Origin of the sequence: Streptomyces sp. NPDC021100, assembly GCF_044333095.1 — a bacterium.
Classification (GTDB): domain Bacteria; phylum Actinomycetota; class Actinomycetes; order Streptomycetales; family Streptomycetaceae; genus Streptomyces.
The window spans coordinates 172,216-190,274 of sequence record NZ_JBIRQH010000016.1 but is presented as its reverse complement, the minus strand read 5'-3'; the positions used below and the strand labels follow the sequence as shown (position 1 = coordinate 190,274).

17 protein-coding genes and 2 pseudogenes are annotated in these 18,059 nt (G+C 72.3%); 9 read left to right on the top strand and 10 right to left on the bottom strand.

Translation table 11 applies throughout. The annotated features are described in order from the left end of the window. Together ACH4PU_RS26260 and ACH4PU_RS26255 are read left to right on the top strand one after the other, a co-directional pair. Positions 1-675, top strand: a 675-nt coding sequence (locus tag ACH4PU_RS26260; protein ID WP_398276813.1) for an RHS repeat-associated core domain-containing protein, incomplete at its 5' end; no start/stop codon positions are given. 276 nt (positions 676-951) lie between these two features. Continuing rightward, entirely contained in the window at positions 952-1,419 is a 468-nt protein-coding gene (locus tag ACH4PU_RS26255; RefSeq protein ID WP_398276810.1) for a hypothetical protein, read from the top strand. Between the two features lie 39 nt (positions 1,420-1,458). Here the strand turns inward: ACH4PU_RS26255 and ACH4PU_RS26250 are convergent, their stop codons facing one another. The 3 genes from ACH4PU_RS26250 to ACH4PU_RS26240 all read right to left on the bottom strand — a co-directional run bounded on the left by ACH4PU_RS26250 (position 1,459) and on the right by ACH4PU_RS26240 (position 6,377). Then, positions 1,459-4,515 carry a bifunctional [glutamine synthetase] adenylyltransferase/[glutamine synthetase]-adenylyl-L-tyrosine phosphorylase gene (locus ACH4PU_RS26250; protein WP_398276808.1) on the bottom strand — a complete coding sequence of 1,019 codons (3,057 nt, stop codon included), beginning with the start codon at positions 4,513-4,515 and terminating at the stop codon, positions 1,459-1,461. A 200-nt stretch (positions 4,516-4,715) separates the two neighbouring features. Beyond that, on the bottom strand, positions 4,716-4,886 hold the full coding sequence (locus ACH4PU_RS26245; RefSeq protein WP_398276806.1) for a hypothetical protein: 171 nt from the start codon (positions 4,884-4,886) through the stop codon (positions 4,716-4,718). A gap of 198 nt (positions 4,887-5,084) precedes the next feature. Further along, on the bottom strand, positions 5,085-6,377 hold the full coding sequence (locus ACH4PU_RS26240; protein ID WP_398276804.1) for a hypothetical protein: 1,293 nt from the start codon (positions 6,375-6,377) through the stop codon (positions 5,085-5,087). A gap of 280 nt (positions 6,378-6,657) precedes the next feature. On the opposite strand from ACH4PU_RS26240, the gene ACH4PU_RS26235 reads away from it, so the two are divergent. Next, positions 6,658-7,824 (top strand): hypothetical protein, encoded by a 1,167-nt coding sequence (locus ACH4PU_RS26235; RefSeq protein WP_398276802.1) that lies wholly within the window; start codon positions 6,658-6,660, stop codon positions 7,822-7,824. A gap of 133 nt (positions 7,825-7,957) precedes the next feature. On the opposite strand, the pseudogene ACH4PU_RS26230 reads toward ACH4PU_RS26235, so the two are convergent. Further along, positions 7,958-8,136: pseudogene (locus ACH4PU_RS26230) on the bottom strand (IS5/IS1182 family transposase); the annotation flags it as partial. Between the two features lie 127 nt (positions 8,137-8,263). Continuing rightward, positions 8,264-9,625 (bottom strand): type I glutamate--ammonia ligase, encoded by a 1,362-nt coding sequence (gene glnA / locus ACH4PU_RS26225; RefSeq protein ID WP_099200781.1) that lies wholly within the window; start codon positions 9,623-9,625, stop codon positions 8,264-8,266. Positions 9,626-9,914: 289 nt separating this feature from the next. Between glnA and ACH4PU_RS26220 the strand changes: the two are divergent. Next, positions 9,915-10,773, top strand: a pseudogene (locus tag ACH4PU_RS26220) (helix-turn-helix domain-containing protein). Here the strand turns inward: ACH4PU_RS26220 and ACH4PU_RS26215 are convergent. Further along, the gene (locus ACH4PU_RS26215; RefSeq protein WP_398276800.1) at positions 10,751-11,104 is read right to left on the bottom strand and encodes a MerR family transcriptional regulator; all 354 of its coding nucleotides are present in this window, start codon (positions 11,102-11,104) and stop codon (positions 10,751-10,753) included. The pseudogene ACH4PU_RS26220 and the gene ACH4PU_RS26215 overlap by 23 nt on opposite strands. Positions 11,105-11,178: 74 nt before the next feature. Here ACH4PU_RS26215 and ACH4PU_RS26210 point away from each other — a divergent pair, with 74 nt between their 5' ends. The 5 genes from ACH4PU_RS26210 to ACH4PU_RS26190 all read left to right on the top strand — a co-directional run bounded on the left by ACH4PU_RS26210 (position 11,179) and on the right by ACH4PU_RS26190 (position 14,730). Beyond that, positions 11,179-12,120: an aldo/keto reductase gene (locus ACH4PU_RS26210; protein WP_398276797.1), complete on the top strand. Its 942-nt coding sequence runs from the start codon at positions 11,179-11,181 to the stop codon at positions 12,118-12,120. Then, on the top strand, positions 12,117-12,539 hold the full coding sequence (locus ACH4PU_RS26205) for a nitroreductase/quinone reductase family protein (protein WP_398276794.1): 423 nt from the start codon (positions 12,117-12,119) through the stop codon (positions 12,537-12,539). Before ACH4PU_RS26210 ends, ACH4PU_RS26205 begins: the two co-directional genes overlap by 4 nt. A 93-nt stretch (positions 12,540-12,632) precedes the next feature. After that, positions 12,633-13,382 (top strand): hypothetical protein, encoded by a 750-nt coding sequence (locus tag ACH4PU_RS26200; protein ID WP_398276791.1) that lies wholly within the window; start codon positions 12,633-12,635, stop codon positions 13,380-13,382. After that, positions 13,379-14,059, top strand: coding sequence for a DUF4166 domain-containing protein (locus ACH4PU_RS26195; RefSeq protein ID WP_398276788.1), 681 nt, complete (start codon positions 13,379-13,381; stop codon positions 14,057-14,059). The genes ACH4PU_RS26200 and ACH4PU_RS26195 overlap by 4 nt, the downstream gene beginning before the upstream one ends. Further along, entirely contained in the window at positions 14,056-14,730 is a 675-nt protein-coding gene (locus ACH4PU_RS26190; protein ID WP_398276785.1) for a TetR/AcrR family transcriptional regulator, read from the top strand. The genes ACH4PU_RS26195 and ACH4PU_RS26190 overlap by 4 nt, the downstream gene beginning before the upstream one ends. Positions 14,731-14,858: 128 nt before the next feature. Here the strand turns inward: ACH4PU_RS26190 and ACH4PU_RS26185 are convergent, their stop codons facing one another. From ACH4PU_RS26185 to ACH4PU_RS26170, 4 genes are all read right to left on the bottom strand, one after another. Next, the gene (locus tag ACH4PU_RS26185) at positions 14,859-15,299 is read right to left on the bottom strand and encodes a signal peptidase I (protein WP_398276782.1); all 441 of its coding nucleotides are present in this window, start codon (positions 15,297-15,299) and stop codon (positions 14,859-14,861) included. A gap of 22 nt (positions 15,300-15,321) precedes the next feature. Then, positions 15,322-16,545, bottom strand: coding sequence for a glycosyltransferase (locus tag ACH4PU_RS26180; protein WP_398276779.1), 1,224 nt, complete (start codon positions 16,543-16,545; stop codon positions 15,322-15,324). Then, entirely contained in the window at positions 16,542-17,330 is a 789-nt protein-coding gene (locus ACH4PU_RS26175; protein ID WP_398276776.1) for a MerR family transcriptional regulator, read from the bottom strand. The genes ACH4PU_RS26180 and ACH4PU_RS26175 overlap by 4 nt, the downstream gene beginning before the upstream one ends. Positions 17,331-17,416: 86 nt before the next feature. After that, positions 17,417-18,043, bottom strand: a complete 627-nt coding sequence (locus ACH4PU_RS26170; protein WP_398276773.1) for a hypothetical protein — start codon at positions 18,041-18,043, stop codon at positions 17,417-17,419. Positions 18,044-18,059 lie beyond the last annotated feature (16 nt).

The window sequence follows — 18,059 nt, the reverse complement described above, 5'->3', positions numbered from 1 at the left end:
GAGACGGGAACGACGGCCTGGCGCTCGCGCGCCACGCTGTGGGGGACCACGGCGTGGCCGGCGGACAGCACGACTTACACGCCTCTACGATTCCCCGGCCAGTACTTCGACCCGGAGGCGGGACTGCACTACAACTTCCACCGCTCTTACGACCCCGAAACTGCCCGCTACCTGCAGGTGGACCCATTGGGTCTTGCTGTGGCGCCCAATGCCTCCACCTACGTCCACAATCCCCACCGATATATCGATCCGCTCGGGCTGGCGCCGGAGTGCTCAGAGGCCCAGAAGAGACGAGGCACCTTCGACTTCCGCCCTCCGAACCCTGAGCATCCGCCGGACGCCTCTGCCGTGGAAGCCATGCAACGAGTCCCCATCGGCGGAAATATCGACTGTTCGGAAATCGCAGAGTGGATCATGCGAGACAGTCAGGGAGACGGCCACATCATCAATTTCACCACCCACCCCAGAGGGGCCTTTACAGTCCCGGAGAAAGGAGGAACGCAACTCGAAGAGTATATCTACCACGATGTCTACACCGACGGAAAGTATGTTTACGATCCAGCCATGAGCAAGGATCCCATCCCGGCAGGAGATTTCGAGAGAGCAATACGACTCAGCAACCCCGGAAAGAAGATCGTGACAGGCCGCGGAGGTTACGATGGACCACTCTGGTAGCGATTCTCTCCGAAGGGGTTTCATCTGATGGCATACTCATCGGAAAAAATCCTGGAAGCCCTTAGAGCTTTCGGACCAGTAGCTTGGGTAAGGATCTCAGCGAACAAGCACGATTCCGAAGGAAGGCTTCAGCTCCCTTCTGCGTCGTGGCGTTTCGTGGCCCCTCGCGAGGGATTGACGGAGGTCTTCAAGCAGGTTGCCTCCTGCACTCCCAGGAGAACCGCCTGGACCTTCGACGACTCCAGGAGAAATTGGCTACTGGCTCCAACTCGCCTGTTGATCGACGCAGGCGGACCGGACAGTTCGGATTTTTTCGACGCGGCAGTACACATCTCCCGAACGGATCAGCAGTTCTGCATGGAGGCAGCCGCCGACATGTCGGACATCTTCGAAATCATCGACAACCACGGCAAGAATTGCCATGAGCGCATACTGCATATACTCCACGTACTCGCGCTGGACACACAGGAGCAGATCGATTATTCACGCCAGGTGAGAGTGAAAATCGACAGTCTCGCCCTCCTGTTTCACGATGCACTCCGAAGCGCTCTGGCCACCTCGATGACCGACGAATCCCAGAGTCGGCTGGCCGCCGTGCTACCGCCCGTCGAGGATCAGTTGCGTCGGATGATGGAGACCGAAGCGTCTCTGTGGACGGAGTCCGGGGTACGGACGGCGCCGGAGTGGGCTGTCCTCAGGGCGCGAGCGCGGGAGACACTGATCAAGCTTGGGTACAAGCGGTGAGCAAGCGGACGCCGAATCGGTAGGCGGTTCGGCGTCCCCCTACCCCCCGTAAAACCTCTCCTCCACCACGGCCCGAGCCCTCCGAGTAACCCTCCGGTAATCGTCCAGCATGTCCCCGACGTGCCCCGGCTCGTACCCCAGATACCGCCCCACCGCCGCCAACTCCCGAGGATCACCCGGAAACGTATCCCCGGGCCTCCCCCGCACCAGCATCACCGCATTCCGCACGCAGGTCGCGAGCACCCACGCCTCGTCGAGAATCCGCGCCTCTTCGGCGGGCAGGAGCCCCGCCGCGCACGCCGCCGTGAGGGCCTCGCGTGTACGGGTCGTACGTAGCCGCGGCTCGTCGTGGCCGTGCCGCATCTGCAGGAGCTGGACGGTCCATTCGACATCGGAAAGGCCACCCCGGCCGAGCTTGGTGTGGGTCGTCCGATCGGCCCCCCGAGGCAGCCGCTCCGTCTCCATCCTCGCCTTGAGCCGCCGGATCTCCCGGACGGCGTCCTCGGACAACCCCTCGGCCGGATACCGCAGCGGATCGATCAACTCGACGAACCGCCGCCCGAGCTCGGCGTCACCGGCGACCGGCTCGGCCCGCAGCAGCGCCTGGCTCTCCCAGACCAGCGACCACCGCCGGTAATAAGCGGCGTAGGAAGCGAGACTGCGCACCAAGGGCCCCGACTTCCCCTCCGGCCGCAGGTCCGCGTCGATGATCAACGGAGGATCGGTGGTCGGAAGTTGCAGCAGCCGCCGCATTTCGTTGGCCACGGCGAAAGCGGCCTTCGCGGCCTCCTCGTCACCGACACCGTCCCGGGGCTCGTGCACGAGCAGGACATCCGCGTCGGACCCGTACCCCTGCTCGCGCCCCCCGAAGCGCCCCATCCCGATCACGGCGAAGCGCGTGGGCAGGGTGTCGCCCCACTCCGCGCGGACGGCGGCGCGCAGGGCGCCCGCCAGGGCTGCGGCGTTGAGGTCGGAGACGGCCCGGCCGACGAGGTCGCAGCGGGCGCCGTGGTCGCGGGCCCCGGCCTCGGGCCCGGGGCCGCCGGGGCGTCCGTAGGCGCCGACGATGTCGGCGGCGGCGGTACGGAACAGCTCCCGCCGCCGCACCCCGCGCACGGCGACGATCGCCTTCTCCGCGTCCTCGGCCCGGCCCACGGCCGCCAGCGTCTCCTGCTCCAGCGCCTCGCGGTCGCGCGGCCGCAGCCCTTCGGGGGCGCCCAGCAGGGCGACGGCCTCGGGGGCGCGCAGCAGCAGGTCGGGGGCGAGCCGTCCGGCGGACAGGACGCGGGCGAGGTTCTCCGCGGCGGCGCCCTCGTCACGCAGCAGCCGCAGGTACCAGGGCGTCTTGCCCAACGCGTCCGACACCTTGTGGAAGTTGAGCAGTCCCGCGTCGGGGTCGGAGGAGTCCGCGAACCAGCCCAGCAGCACGGGCAGCAGCGTACGCTGGATCGCCGCCTTCCTGGTGACTCCCGAGGCAAGCGCCTCCAGATGGCGGAGCGCGGCGGCGGGGTCCGCGTACCCCAGGGCTCCGAGGCGCTGACCGGCGGCCTTCGGGCTGAGCCGGATCTCGCCCGGTTCGAGCTGGGCGACGGCGTCCAGCAGCGGCCGGTAGAACAGCTTCTCGTGCAGCCGCCGCACCTCACGCGCGTGCCGCCGCCACTCCTTGCCCAGTTCGGCGACGGGTTCCGTCCGGAAACCCAAGGAGCGGCCCAGGCGCCGCTGTTCGGCCTCGCCCTCGGGCACGAGGTGGGTGCGCCGCAGCCGGTGCAGCTGGATGCGGTGTTCCATGGCGCGCAGGAAGCGGTACGCGGCGTCCAGCGCGGCCGCGTCGGCCCGTCCCACGTAGCCGCCGGCGGCGAGCGCGGCCAGCGCATCGAGGGTGCCGCCGCTGCGCAGCGTGGCGTCGCTGCGGCCGTGGACGAGCTGGAGCAGCTGGACGGCGAACTCGACGTCCCGCAGCCCGCCGGGCCCGAGTTTGAGTTCGCGGTCGAGCCGGTCGGCGGGGATGGAGGCGACGACGCGGCGGCGCATCTGCTGGACGTCGGGGACGAAGTTCTCGCGCTCGGCGGCCTGCCAGACGAGCGGCGAGACGGCGTCCGCGTACTCCTGCCCGAGCGCGGGGTCGCCGGCCACCGGCCGGGCCTTGAGCAGCGCCTGGAACTCCCAGGTCTTGGCCCAGCGCTGGTAGTACGCGAGGTGGCTGCTGAGCGTGCGCACCAGGGGCCCGTTGCGGCCCTCGGGGCGGAGGTTGGCGTCGACGGGCCAGATGGTGCCCTCGGGGGTGATGTCCGAGCAGACGCGCATCATGCGGGAGGCGAGCCGGGTGGCGGCCCGGAGCGCGGTGCCCTCGGGGGTGTCGCCGCGCGGTTCGGCGACGAAGACGACGTCCACGTCCGAGACGTAGTTGAGCTCGTGGCCGCCGCACTTCCCCATGCCGATGACGGCGAGCCGGCAGGCCGCCGCGTCGTCGGGGTGCTCGTCGGAGGCGATGGCGAGGGCCGCGCGGAGGGTGGCGGTGGCCAGGTCGGCGAGTTCGGCGGCGGTCTCGGCGACGTCGGTGGTGCCCGTGACGTCCCGGGCGGCGACGGTGAGCAGGCAGCGCCGGTAGGCGGCGCGCAGTGCGTCGGACGGCGTCAGCCCGGCCGCCCGTCCCGCTTCCGCGCCCTCGGCGAGGGCCCGTTCGAACTCGGCCGTGCCGGGGTGCAGGTCGGCGCGCTCGAACGTGACGAGCGCGTGCCAGTCGCCGGGATGCCGCGCGAGGTGGTCCCCGAGCGCCTCGGACGCGCCGAGCACCCCGAGCAGCCGGTCGCGCAGGGGCTTGGCGGTGACGACGGTGTCGAGCAGCGCCTGCCGCTCGGCCGGCCCGCGCTTCGCCTCCAGCGACTCGGCGAGCCGGACCAGTCCGAGCAGCGCGAGATCGGGATCGGCGGTCGCACCGAGCGCGTCGAGGAACACCGGGTCGGCGCGGAGCGCCGCGAGCCCGTCGGCGTCGTCCAGCAGCCGCTCGGCGGCGGCCGGATCCGCGAACCCGCTCCGCACCAGCCGGGTGTACGTACTGCCGCGCCGGCTCTCGGGCCGCCCGTCCGGCACTGTCATCCCATCGCCCCATCGCCTCCAGCTGACCATGCCCGGTCAAGGCTCGATCTCCAGCGTATCGACAGAGCCACCGGCGCGGGGCACGGCACCCGCCGGCCGGATGGCCGCGCCCCCGCCGGACCGCCGACGGGGGACACCGGTGGTACGGAAGGTGAGCCGCTCAGACGGTGAGCCGTCTGGGCGGTCGGGACACATACCGGTCAGCACCGGATGGATCCCTCGACGACGCCCTCGTGGGTCGTGCCGTCGGTGTCCGTGACGCTGCCGGGCCGCACCATCGCGATCGTGTCGCCTTTGGCGTCACTGGCCCAGGCGCCGCCCTGGTAGGCGGTCAGCCTGCCGCCCTCGGGTACGTGCACGGTGCTCGCCACGGTCCTCGCGTGAGACGTGGGCTTACGTCGACGCTGCCGGCGGCGGCGTTGCCGGGCGGGTTCGGGCTGGTGCGCGCCACGTACCTCGTGGTTCCGGCCGCCGAATGACGACGGGGACGGTCACGGTCGCGGAAGGCCCCGTACGGAAACGGGAAGCCGGGGGTTCAGAGGCGGGGCCGCGCTCACGGGGTGGGGCCGTCAGACCGCGGTCAGGGTGTACGTACCCGTTCCGTCCTGCCGACCGCTGGAGTACTGGCGGATCAACTCCCCGTCGGCATAACGGTCGTGGCCCAGCATGGAGCCGGTGTACTTGTTCTGCAGACCGATCTTCGTGCTGCCGGGTACGTCGCGGTAGATGTAGAACCGCTGGAGGTCGTCCTCCCCGCAGGTGGCCGTCGTCAGGTAGGCCTGCTCCTGGTTGGCGATGTCCGCCGGGATGGTCGCGCATCCGCCGTTGCCCCAGTTCCACAGGGACGCCTCGATGACCCCGTTGCGCTCGGTCACGTTGCACAGGCGCCAGTTGTCCAGGTGGGCGCTGGTCCAGTTCGATTCGCGCAGGCGGATGCCGTCGTTGGCCAGGAGCGGTGCGCTCCAGTTCAGGGGCTTGCCGGGGACGTCGATCTTGTAGGCGCCGGGTTGGCAGTTCAGGGCGGCGCTCGGGGCGGGCTTTACGGGCTTGGCGGCCCGGGTGGCCTGGGTGGCCTTGACGCTCTGGACGGCCTTGGCGGCCGTCGCGGCGTTGTCGGCGCCGTGCTTGGACTGGCCGGCCTTGGCCGAGGGAACGGGACCTGCCGGGTGCTTCGCGGCTGCGGCGGGGGAGCCGCAGTCGAGGAGGTCCTGCGCCTTGCGCATGATGCTGTTGGCGGGGACCTTGTCCTCGCAGCGCACCGCGCCTTCTTCGAGGGTGGTGAAGGTGGTGTAGCTGCCGGTGTCGGGGCCCTCGGTCCACTTCAACGCCCAGCTGCCGTCGGCCTGTTGGGTGCGGTTGCAGTTGAGGCTGCCGTAGGTGCCGGTGACCTTCTTGGTGCCCTCGTAGAGTCCGTAGTAGCCGGGCTGGTAGAAGTCCCAGGTGATGGACTTGTTGGTGCTGCTGGTGGTGGTGTAGTTGACCTGGACGTTCAGGCCGAGGCTCGCGCCGACGGTGCCGAGGGCCTCGACGGCGAAGCTGCCCTGAACGCTGCCGTTGACACCCACGGAGACCGAAATGGTTTCCTGGACGTTGGTGGAGATGGTCTGGGTACCGGTTGAGCCCTGGGTGACGTACCAGCCCTTGAAGTGGGTGATGGCCGGGGACACTTCGGCGGACTTGACGACCGGGTGACGCTTGCCGAGGTCGGCCGCCGTGCAGGTCTGCCCGGCGGCCGGGGCCGCGACGGGCCCTGCGGGACGGGCCGGGGCGGCGGTGGCGGGCTGGGCGGCGACGCCCAGGGCGGTGAGTAAGGCCGCGGTGACCGCTCCGCCTATGCGTCCAACGTGTCTCGTACGGCGCATGGTTGGGTTTCCCCCTGATTCCCGGCCGGTCGGCCGATGGTGGTCGGCTGGTCTGGACCGGGCGACTGTACCGCGGAACGGGTGCGCGGTAGCGTGCCGATGGCCCCTATTGGCCAGACCATGTCAACCCGACTCAGGGGGACGCCCGTTGAGACACCTCAGACGCGGCCTGTCGGCGATAGCCGCACTGGTCTTCACCGCATCCGTGTGCGCCGCAGGCACCGCCCCCGCTACCGCCGCGCCGCCCGCCGGCGCGGCCCCGCCCGGTCACGGAACGTGCGTGGCCACCGCACCCGGTACCCCGCTCCAGCGCCAGGGCACGGCCTGGACGTGCGTGAGGACCACCGGCACCGCCCCCGCGGGCGCCGCCGCCCCGACCTCCGTCGCCCTCGCACCAGCGGCCCGCGCCCAGGCCGCCGATCCCAAGCCTAATCCCGGGCTGGGGATGTGTACCGGGGCCGATCCCCGCCAGTCCAGCCGCAAGGCCTACTGCGTACGCCACTGGGTCATCTATGAGGCCCTCGGCAAGGACGGGAGCGTAGCCGACCACGCCACGGTGTTCGTCGCGGCGGCGGCGTCCATGGACTCCCTGCCCCAGGCGGCATGGCGCGAGGACATCATCACCGAGGTCGTCGAGTGGACGGAGAAAATGCCCCCCGTCACGATGGCCCTGAGCTCCACCTGTAGCGGCCAGTGCTCGCCCGGGTCGTCGGCCTGGGACGGCGCGGCCGTCCGCTTCCGCCACCTCCACGAGGGCAAGGACGGCACCCTGAGCTACAGCTCGTCCGTGGGCAAGGGATTCAACACGACGATCCTGCCGACCTACCGCGTGCAGGGGGCCATCCTCAACGGGTCGGGGCCACCCACGCACATCCGCCCGGAGTGGAACGGCATCGAGGTTCGCTGTGACGATGACTCGGGCAGGTGGCCTGGCTGCATCGTTCCGGGCCACCTGGCCAATGTGACGTTCAGCAAGGCCCGGTACCGGGGGGCGGCCATCGCCTATGAGTGGGCGCAGAAGAACCTGACCGGCAAGTTCGGCGACCACGACCACCCGCTGAATCGTTTCACCGACCCTCTCGACCCGAAGAACGACAAACGGCGTGACAAGACCTGTGGCATCGGCGGGCCGAACAAGTTCGTGGGGGGCGCCACCGGTGTCCTCAACGACTCCTGTGACGAGTACCCCTTCGCCGGGTCATCGCAGGGCGGCAAGGACGGGAACCAGTGCGTGGACATCACCCCGCGTGCGGTCGGCGGCGTGTGGGACATCGCGAACGTCACCGTCGACCGGGCCGCCCAGCCCACCCCGCCCTACAACGCGCCCTGCATCCGGGCCCATGTCGACAACAAGGACAACGGGGACGCGGGTTGGGAGTACGCGCAGGCGATACAGTCCGACCGCATCATCGACAACGAAGCCTTCGAGGTCATCATCGCCCCGTGACCGGGGCGGTGGCGCGGGGCCACCCCCGGCGTGGGGGGGCGGCCCGACTTCTCAGCCGACGGCGGTTGGGTTCCGTCTGACGGTCCAGGCACCCTTGATCTGTCGGCGCCGCGGTGGCGGCGGTTGCGCCGAGAGCCGTGAGGCCACCGCGGGAGCGGCCAAGACCTTCATCGTCCCGGTGGTGGGCCGGCCGCGCTCGTCTGCCCGGTACCGCCGGGGCCCTGGGACGGGCACCCGCGGCTGTTGGCGGGCCCTGCGGATCGCCGAGCCCACGCTCGCCGTCGACCAGTCGATTCGCCCCTGCGTACCGGCGCCAACCGCGCCTGGCCCCGCGCGACGGATTGGCGGGAAATCACCGGCGGGCGCGACGGTGAGGGGCCCGCGGCCGTCGGCCGCGGGCCCCTTCTGCCCCCGTCACACGGGAATCCGCCCCGCGGGGCTACAGCACCGGCAGCATCTTCCGCAGCTCGAACGCCGTGACCTCCGAGCGGTACTCCTCCCACTCCTGCTTCTTGTTGCGGAGGAAGAAGTCGAAGACGTGCTCGCCGAGCGTCTCCGCGACGAGTTCGCTGCGTTCCATGAGCTCGATGGCCTCGCCGAGGTTCTGCGGGAGGGGCTCGATGCCCATGGCGCGGCGTTCGGCGTCGGAGAGGGCCCAGACGTCGTCGTCGGCGCCGGCGGGGAGTTCGTAGCCCTCCTCGATGCCCTTGAGGCCGGCGGCCAGCAGGACCGCGTACGTCAGGTACGGGTTGGCGCCGGAGTCGATGGAGCGGACCTCGACGCGCGTCGAGCCGGTCTTGCCGGGCTTGTACATGGGGACGCGGATGAGGGCGGAGCGGTTGTTGTGGCCCCAGCAGATGTAGGAGGGGGCCTCGCCGCCGGCGCCCGCGGTGCGCTGGGAGCCGCCCCAGATGCGCTTGTACGAGTTGACCCACTGGTTGGTGACGGCGGAGGTCTCGGCCGCGTGCCGGAGGAGGCCGGCGATGAAGGAGCGGCCGACCTTGGAGAGCTGGTACTCGGCGCCGGACTCGTGGAAGGCGTTGCGGTCGCCCTCGAAGAGGGAGAGGTGGGTGTGCATGCCGGAGCCCGGGTACTCGGAGAACGGCTTCGGCATGAACGTGGCGTGCACGCCCTGCTCCAGGGCGACCTGCTTCATCACCAGGCGGAAGGTCATGATGTTGTCGGCCGTGGAGAGGGCGTCGGCGTAGCGCAGGTCGATCTCCTGCTGGCCGGGGGCGCCCTCGTGGTGGCTGAACTCGACCGAGATGCCCATGGATTCGAGCATGGTGATGGCCTGGCGGCGGAAGTCCATGCCCACGTTCTGCGGGGTGTGGTCGAAGTAGCCGGAGGAGTCGGCGGGCACCGGGCGGGTGCCGTCCACCGGCTTGTCCTTGAGCAGGAAGAACTCGATCTCGGGGTGGGTGTAGAAGGTGAACCCGAGGTCGGAGGTCTTGGCCAGGATCCGCTTGAGGACGTAGCGGGGGTCCGCGTACGACGGGGAGCCGTCCGGCATCAGGATGTCGCAGAACATCCGGGCGGTGCCGGGGGCCTCGGCGCGCCAGGGGAGGATCTGGAAGGTGCCCGGATCCGGCTTGGCGATCATGTCGGATTCGTACACCCGGGCGAATCCCTCGATCGCGGAGCCGTCGAACCCGATGCCCTCGTCGAACGCCTGCTCAAGCTCCGCCGGGGCGACGGCGACCGACTTCAGGTAGCCGAGCACATCGGTGAACCACAGCCGCACAAAGCGGATGTCGCGCTCCTCGAGGGTGCGGAGCACGAACTCCTGCTGCTTATCCATAGCTACCAATCCTCGCTGGTCAGGCCGTCCGCTCCCGGCCGCGGGGCAGGCCGGGGGCACATCAGCATCCCACCACACGATTTCGGACGCGTTGCGCCCGGGCGTCCCGCGGTGGTCGGTTCCATTGTGGGTGCCGCCGGGAGCGGACGCAGGGGGCGGGCCCCGCGGGCCCGTCCGGCTCCCGCCCCGGGCCCGTCCGGCTCCCGCCCCGCACCCCCTCCCACACCCCCTCCCACACCTCGTCCCGTACGTCCGTTCGCCCCCGGTGATCCTCTTGCACGCTCCTCGCGTGCCGAGCACCGGGCGGGCGGGCCGTTCACGGGTCACGGCGTGGCGCCCGGGGGTCGGGGGCGTCGCGAAGGTCCTGCACGCCCGTTTCTTCGACCACGCGTACCCCATGCACACCCACGGCACCTGGTCGCTGCTCATCGTCGACGACGGCATGGTCAAGCTACGACCTCGAACACGACGAGCACGGAGCACTCCACCACCAGGTGACCCTGCTGCCCCCGCACATACCGCACAGCGGCTCCCCGGCGACGCCCGGCGGCTTCCGCAAGCGGGTGCTGTACCTCGGCGCGGACGTGCTGGGCGAGCAGCACATCGGCGCCGCGGTGGACCGGCCGACGCTGGCCGGCCCCCTGCTGCGCCACCGCGTCCACCAGTTGCACACGGCCCCGGCCGAGCCCGGCGGGGAGCTGGAGGCGGAGAGCCGGCCGGCGTTCGTCGCCGAGCGGCTGGTGCGCCACCTGGACCCGCGGTCCGCGCCCCGGCCCGGCACCCGGCCCGCGCCGGGCGGACGCGACGCCGCCGTCCTCGCGGACCGGCTGCGGCAGCTGCTCGACGCGCACGTCGTGGAGAGGCTGACGCTGCGGGAGGCGGCGGCCCGGCTGCACGCCCATCCGACGCGCCTGGTGCGGACGTTCAGCCGGGCGTTCGGCATCGCCCCGCACCAGTACCTCACCGCGCGCCGCGTCGACCGGGCGCGCCGGATGCTGCTGGACGGGGTGCCGCCGAGCACGGTGGCGGCGGCGGCCGGGTTCTACGGCCAGTCGCATCTGACGCGGCACTTCAAGCGGATCGTGGGGGTGGCGCCGGGACGGTACGCGGCGGGGGCCGCCGTCCTCAGCCGACAGCGGCCTCCGTGACCGCGAGGATCGCCGTCAGCCCGGCCCGGTTCTCCTCCAGCTCGGCGATGCGCTCCTCCATGCCGCGCAGCTGCTCCCGGAGCCGGTCGCTCACGCACGGGTGCACGAACAGCCCGTCCCCCTCCACGCAGGGCAGCACCTCGCGGATGACGCGCGTGGGCAGCCCCGCGTCGAGCAGCGCCCGGATCCGGCGGACCGCCAGGGGCGCATCCGGCCCGTACGAGCGGTGGCCGCCGGGCGTGCGGACGGGGGTGAGCAGGTCCTGCTCCTCGTAGTAGCGCAGCAGCCGGACGCTGACCCCGGTGACCGCCGACAGTTCTCCGATCTTCATGGATGGTGATCCCCCTCACAGTGCCGGGTTCCGGCTTGAAGCTCACACATGTGTGAGCTTCTAACTTCTCCGGCATGCAGCAGAACACAGCGCACGCCACGGCCACCACCCACCCCCTCATCCACACCATCGGCGACGGTCCCGACGGCCTCGTCGTGCCGCGCATGGGCTACGGCGCCATGCGCCTCGCCGGCCGGCCCGACGAGCGGCGCGGCTTCACGGCCCCGATCTGGACGGCCCCCACCGACCGGGCGGAGACCATCGCGCTGCTCCGGCGCGCCGTCGAACTGGGCGTCCGCCTCTTCGACACCGCGGACGCCTACGCGCTGGGCGAGAACGAGAAGGTGGTGGCCGAGGCGCTCCGCCCGTTCGCCGACGAGGTCGTGATCGCCACCAAAGCGGGCGTGGTCCGGCCCTCCCCCACCGAGTGGGTCACCCACGGCCACCCCGCCTACCTGCGGCAGCAGGCCGAGCTGAGCCTGCGCCGGCTGGGCACCGAGCGCATCGACCTGTTCCAGCTCCACCGCGTCGACCCCGCGTACCCGCTGGCCGACCAGGTCGGCGCCCTGAAGCAGCTCCAGGACGAGGGCAAGGTCCGGCACATCGGACTGTCGGAGGTGACCGTCGAGCAGGTGCGGGAGGCGTCCGCCATCGCCCCCATCCGTACCGTCCAGAACCTCTACAACCTCGGCGAGCGCGGGCACGACCCCGTCGTCGACTACGCGACCGCGCACGGGATCGCGTTCCTGCCCTTCTGGCCGATCGCGATGGGCGAGCACGCGGGGCCGGACAGCCCCGTGACGGTGGTGGCGTCCGTGGCACGGGAGCTCGGGGCGACTCCGGCCCAGACGGCCCTGGCCTGGCTGCTGCACCGCTCGCCGACGATGATCCCGATCCCCGGCACCTCGTCCCCCGAGCACCTGGCGGAGAACCGGGACGCGCTGGACCTGCGCCTCACCGCCGAGCAGTACGCCCGCATCGACCGGGCCACGGCCCAGGCGGCCCCGGCATCGTGAACAGCAACCCCTTCAACCTGCGGGTGATCGAGGAGTTCCGCGCCAACGGGGGCGTGGTGGGCGGCGAGTTCGCCGGTACGCCGCTGCTCCTGCTCACCACGCGGGGCGCCCGCAGCGGCGAACTCCGCACCACGCCCCTGGTGTACCTGCCGGACGCCGCCGGACGCCCGCACGTCTTCGCCCTCAACGGCGGCGCGCCGGTGGCCCCCGCCTGGTACCACAACCTGCGCGCCCACCCCGAGGCCCTGCGCGTCGAGCTGGGCGCCGGCTCCTTCCGCGCCCGGGCAACGGAGGTGACGGACCCGGCGGAGTACGAGGAGCTGTGGCACCGGCAGGTCGCGGCCGAGCCGAAGTTCGCCGCGTTCCGGGCACGGGCGGGGCGGGCGATCCCGGTGGTGCGGCTGGAGCGCCGGGGATAACCCCATCGGAAGCGGGTTTGAGCGACTGCTCAAAACGCCGTACGCTGCGTTTTGAGCAGTCGCTCAAACCATCGCTCCGGGGGGAGGCCTTTGATGGGCCTGTACGTCGAGGCGCTGATCCGCGCCGATCCCGACGACCTGTGGGACCGCACACAGCAGCCCGCGCGGCACCGCCGCTGGGACCTGCGGTTCACCGACATCGACCACCTGCCGTGCGCACCGGGTGAGCCACAGCGCTTCCGGTACGCCACGCGCGTGCTGCCGTTCCTGACGGTCTCCGGCGTGGGGGTCGCCGCCGGGGAGCGGCACCGCTCCGACGGCACCCGGACCTCGGCGCTCCGGTTCTCCTCGCGGCATCCGCTCTCGCTCATCGAGGAGGGCCGCGGCTACTGGCGCTATGTCCCGACGGACGACGGCGTCCGCTTTCTGACGGGGTACGACTACCGGGTGCGGTGGGGCCGTTGGGGACGTCCGGCCGACCGGTTCGTCCTCCGGCCGCTGATGGGCTGGGCCACGGCCTGGTCCTTCGACCGGCTGCGGCTATGGTGCGAGCGCGGCCTCCCGCCGGAGCGGTCGCTGCGGTACGCGCTCGGCGAGTCCGCCGTCCGCCTGCTGGCCGTCGTCGCGGTCGCGAAGACCGTCCCGGCGGCCGGCCCGGCCGCCGCGGCGCTCGCGCTGCTGCTGCCGCCCTCGCCGGTCACCCCGGCCGCCCGGCGCTGTCTGCGCCGCCCGCCCGGCCGCGCGCGGACGGCACCGCCCGCCCTGCTCACCACCCTGCCGGCCGCCACCTCCGCCACGTCCCCTGCCGTCACCGCCGCCGTCACCGTCCCGGAGCCGTCATGACCTCGATCTTCCAGCGCGCCCTCGGCGCCGACTTCGACCGCCTTCATCCGCAGATCCGGCGGCGCTTCTCCGTGGGCCTCGACAGCGGTACGGCCTGCGTCGGGCGCGGCACGATGGACCGCGTCCGGCACGGCCGGGGGTTCGTCCGGCCGTTCCTCGCGCTGGGCGGCACCCGCAACATCCTCGTCCCGCGTGCCGGGCGCGACGTGCCGTTCACCATCGAGAACGTTCCCTACCGGGACTCGTACGGACGCGAGACCGTCACCTTCGTCCGCACCTTCGCCTTCCCTGGCGGCGACCGGCGGTTCGACGCCACCATGATCTGGAGCCCCGAGCGCGGCTGCGTCGTCGACTACCTCGGCACCCACCAACACCTCGCCACCGACCTGCACTTCTCGGCGGACGCCGACGGGTCGCTGGTCATCCGGTCCGGCGAACACCGCTTCCGCGAGGGGCCGGTGGACGTCCGCGTCCCGGACCTCGTCGCGGGCGACGCGGTGGTGCGCGAATCGTACGACGACGCGGCGGGGTGCTTCCGGATCCGGGTGGCCGTCACGAACCGGCGGTTCGGCCCGCTCTTCGGCTACACGGGCTCCTTCACCGCGGACTACGTGGACGTGCGGGAGCACGGCGTCAGGCGGGGGCTGCGGCCGGTGCGCGAGGAGGCGCGGGTATGAGCCGGGGTACGAGGTCGGGCTCGGACGCGGGCGCGGACACCCGCGCCAAGCTGCTGGACGCCGCCCTGCGCACGCTCGCCGAGCAGGGCATCGCCAAGGTCTCCGCGCGGAGCATCGCCGCCACGGCCGGGGTGAACCAGGCCCTGGTCTTCTACCACTTCGGCAGCGTCGACGAACTGCTCTCCACCGCCTGCCGGCACGGCGCCGAGCAGCGGGTCGCCCGCTACCGGGACCGGCTGGAACGGGTCCGCACCCTCTCCGAACTCCTGGAACTGGGCCGCGAACTGCACGCGGCCGAGCGCGCCGAGGGGAACGTGGCCGTACTCGCGCAGTTGCTGGCCGGGGCGCAGAACCAGCCGCGGCTCGCCCCGGCCACCGCGGCGGGCCTCGCCCTCTGGATCGACGAGATCGAGCGGGTGCTGGTCAGGGTCCTGGCGGACACGCCGCTCGCCGGTTTCGTCGACTCCCCCGGGCTGGCGCGCGCGGTCGCGTCCGCCTTCGTCGGCCTGGAACTGTACGAGGGCGTGGACCCGGACGGCGCCCTGCGCGCGCTGGACGCGCTGGACCAGCTCTCCGGGCTGGTGTCCGTACTGGAGGGCCTGGGCCCGGTCGCCCAACGGGCGGTCCGCGCCCGCTTGCGGCGCGGCGCGGGGGGCCGGGGGCGGGGGTGACGCGGGGCGGGCGAGCCGGGGCGGGGAGCCAGGGCCGGGTGCACCGGGCCGGGCGCGCCCCCGAACCCTCGGCCGGTGTCAGGCGCCCCCGGTCGCTCCCGCGCCCTCACCCGGCCGCGCCCGCTCACTCACCCGGCCGCGCCGACTCCCGCGCCCTCCGCCTCTTGCCCTTGCCCTTCTCCTCCCCCTTCCCCTCCCCCTTCTCCGTCTTCCACCCGGTACCCCGGCACGGACGGCCACCGCACCGTCAGCACCACCGACTCCTCCTCCGCGCGCCAGGAGTGGTCGACCCCCTCGCCCCACACCACGTAATCCCCCTGCTCGCTCAACAGCACGCTGCGTCCCGGGAGTTCCACCCGGAAGCGGCCGCTGATGAGCACCAGCAGGGCGGTACGGGCCTCGCCGGTGACCCAGCGGGCGCGCTCGTCACCGGGTGGGTGGACGCCCCACTTGATCTCCACCGCCTCGCTGTGGCGGGGGTCGGAGACGTCCTTGAAGTGACCGAGCAGCCAGCCCCGGTCGAGGGCCGCGTCCTTGCCCGCGTTGCCCACGTACACCGTGTCGTTCATGCTCCGGGACCGTATCAGCAGGTCAGGGGCGTTTTTCCAGGGACGCCACGATCTCGGCCGCCCGGCCCGCGCCGTCCTCCTCCGCGACCCGGGCCGCCAGCCGGCGGGCCGCGTCCGCGTACGGCCGTTCCGTCGTCGCCCGGGTCAGCGCAGCGGCCAGTCCCTCCGCCGTGAGCTTCCGGAAGGGGAGGGCGGCCGGGGCGGCGCCCCGGGCGACCAGGCGGGCGGCCCAGAAGGGCTGGTCCGCCATGACCGGGACCGGGACGGACGGGACGCCCGCGCGCAGGGTGGCGGCCGTGGTGCCCGCGCCCGCGTGGTGGACGACGGCGGCCACGCGCGGGAACAGCAGCTCGTGGGGCACGTCCCCGATCGTCAGGACGTCGTCCGCGTCGGTGGCCAGCCCCGCGCTGCCGGACTGCAGGACGCCGCGGAGACCCGCGCGGCGCAGCGCGTCCACCACGAGGCCGCTCAGCCGCTCGCGGTCGTCGGCGGGCATGCTGCCGAAGCCGACGAAGGCCGGGGGCGGGCCCGCGGCCAGGAAGTCCTCCAGGATGGCCGGGAGCCGGTCGGTGTCCCGGTGCGGCCACCAGGTTCCCGTCACCGTGTGGCGCGGGTGCCAGTCCGAGGGGCGCTCGACCAGGGCCTCGCTGAAGCCGTACAGCACCGGCTCGCCCGCCTCCTCCTGCCGGCGGCGGACGGCGGCCTGCTCGGCCGGCGGCAGGCCGAGCTCCGCCCGCAGCGCCCGGGCGGCGCCGGCGAAGAGGCGGTCCGTCACCCGCAGCGAGAACCGGCCGACGGCGCGGTTCCCCCACCGGCCCAGCGAGCGGGTGCCGCTCACGACGGGCGGGAAGTCGCCGGTGGGGGCGTTGGGCTGGAGGTGGACGTCCAGGCTGCGGATGCCGGTGGCCTCGGCCAGGTGCCAGCCGAGCGGGGCCGTGGTGGCGGAGAGCAGCAGCAGGTCCGCGCCGCCCCCGGCCCCGGTGACGGCCTCCGCCATCCCCTGCCCCAGCCGGGCGGCGAACGCGGCCGCGGCGTTCATCAGTTGGCGCTTCCCCTCGGCCTGGCCCCCGGTGCGCGGGTCGGCCGGGAGCGAGCGGAACGAGAGTCCGGCGGCACGCACCAGCGGGGCGAAGAGCTCGTCCGTGGCCACGGTGACGTCATGGCCGTCCGCGCGCAGGCGGGCGCCGAGGCCGGTGTACGGGGCGACGTCGCCGCGCGAGCCGGCCGCGGTGATCAGGATCCTCACCGTGCCTCCTCCTCGACCCCGTGCCGGGCGGCGTTGGCGCGGACGGCCGTCCGCACGTACGCGGCCAGGCCCGGCCGCTGCTCGGAGGGCGGTACCAGCAGGGCGAACGCGCGCGGGTCGGTGGCGAAGTCGTCGGCGACGCGGACGTGCGTCTCGGGCGGGCAGGACATGAACCAGCGGTCGAGGTGTCCCCGGTGCGCCTCGGCCAGGTCCATGGCCCGCGTGCCGTCCGCGGGCTCACCGGCGTCGAAGACGGCACACAGCTCCCGCCGCCATTCCGCCATTTCGCTCATGATGGACCGCCAGTCGTCCTTGCTGTGGGCGGCGGCGCTGGCCAGGGACTGCTGGTGCTTGTCGCTGTCCCGCCACTTGAGGGCGGCCTCCGTGGCGTAGCTCAGGTCGAAGGCCACCTCGCCGAACACGTCGAAGCGCTCGCCCGGCGCCAGCGCGAGACCGGTCTCCTGCACCTCCATCGCCCGCTCGGCGACCTCCACCAGCCGCCGCAGCCGGCCGATCTGCTCGCTGAGCAGCTTGTGCCGGGCGCGCAGCTGGTCGATGGCGTTGGCCTGCGGGTTCTCCAGGATGGCGGCGATCTCCTCCAGGGAGAAGCCGAGTTCCCGGTAGAAGAGGATCTGCTGGAGGCGGCCCAGGTCGGCCTCGCTGTAGAGGCGGTAGCCGGCCGCGCTGCGCTCACTGGGGCTGAGCAACCCGGTGCGGTCGTAGTGGTGGAGGGTTCGCACGGTGACGCCGGCGAAGCCCGAGACCTGTCCGACGGTGTACGTCATGGGGTCCTGCCTTTCGTCGCGCATCAGCCTGCGGCCTGACGTGGGGTGAGGGTCAAGCGGGGGCCCTGTGGCGCCGCACGTGCACGTCAGAAGGGCAACCCGATGATCCCCCACCCCCGCGCCCGCGCCTCCCGCACCACTTCCGCCCACTCGCGCAACAGCACGACGAACTCCTCGTGGTTCGCGATCCACCGTCCCGGGGCGTCGGCGTGGGCGGTGTGCGGCCCCTCGAGCCCGCCGAGGAGCGGCTCGGCGACGGCCCAGGCGGCGGCCAGGACGGGGACGGTCTCCGGTGGGCAGGCGACGAGCGGCCCGGTGCCGCGGCCCGCGAAGAGCTCCCTCACCCCCGGCGCGTCCGCCCCCGTCCCCGCCGGCGGAACGGCCATGTCGTACGGGTCCCAGAACAGCCCCGACAGAAACACGTCCAACGCCGCCCGCAACCCCGGCACGGCCTGCTCCCGGACGTCCTCCCACCGCTGCCCGGCCCAGAAGTGCGCCTTGAACGACCCGCTCGTGGAGTGGAACTCGTACAGCGCGGACCACTCCGCCACCTCGCCCGGAAACCGCACCCACCCATCGGGCAGCCCGGCCTCGAACACCCCCTCGCACCCGTCCGGATACGCGGCATCCGTGAGCCGTTCCCACCGCTCCCCGGGCGCGAACCCCCCGACCCGCTCCCAGTCGACGACCAGCACGCTGATGTCGAGCCCCATGCTCTTCCCTTCCGCA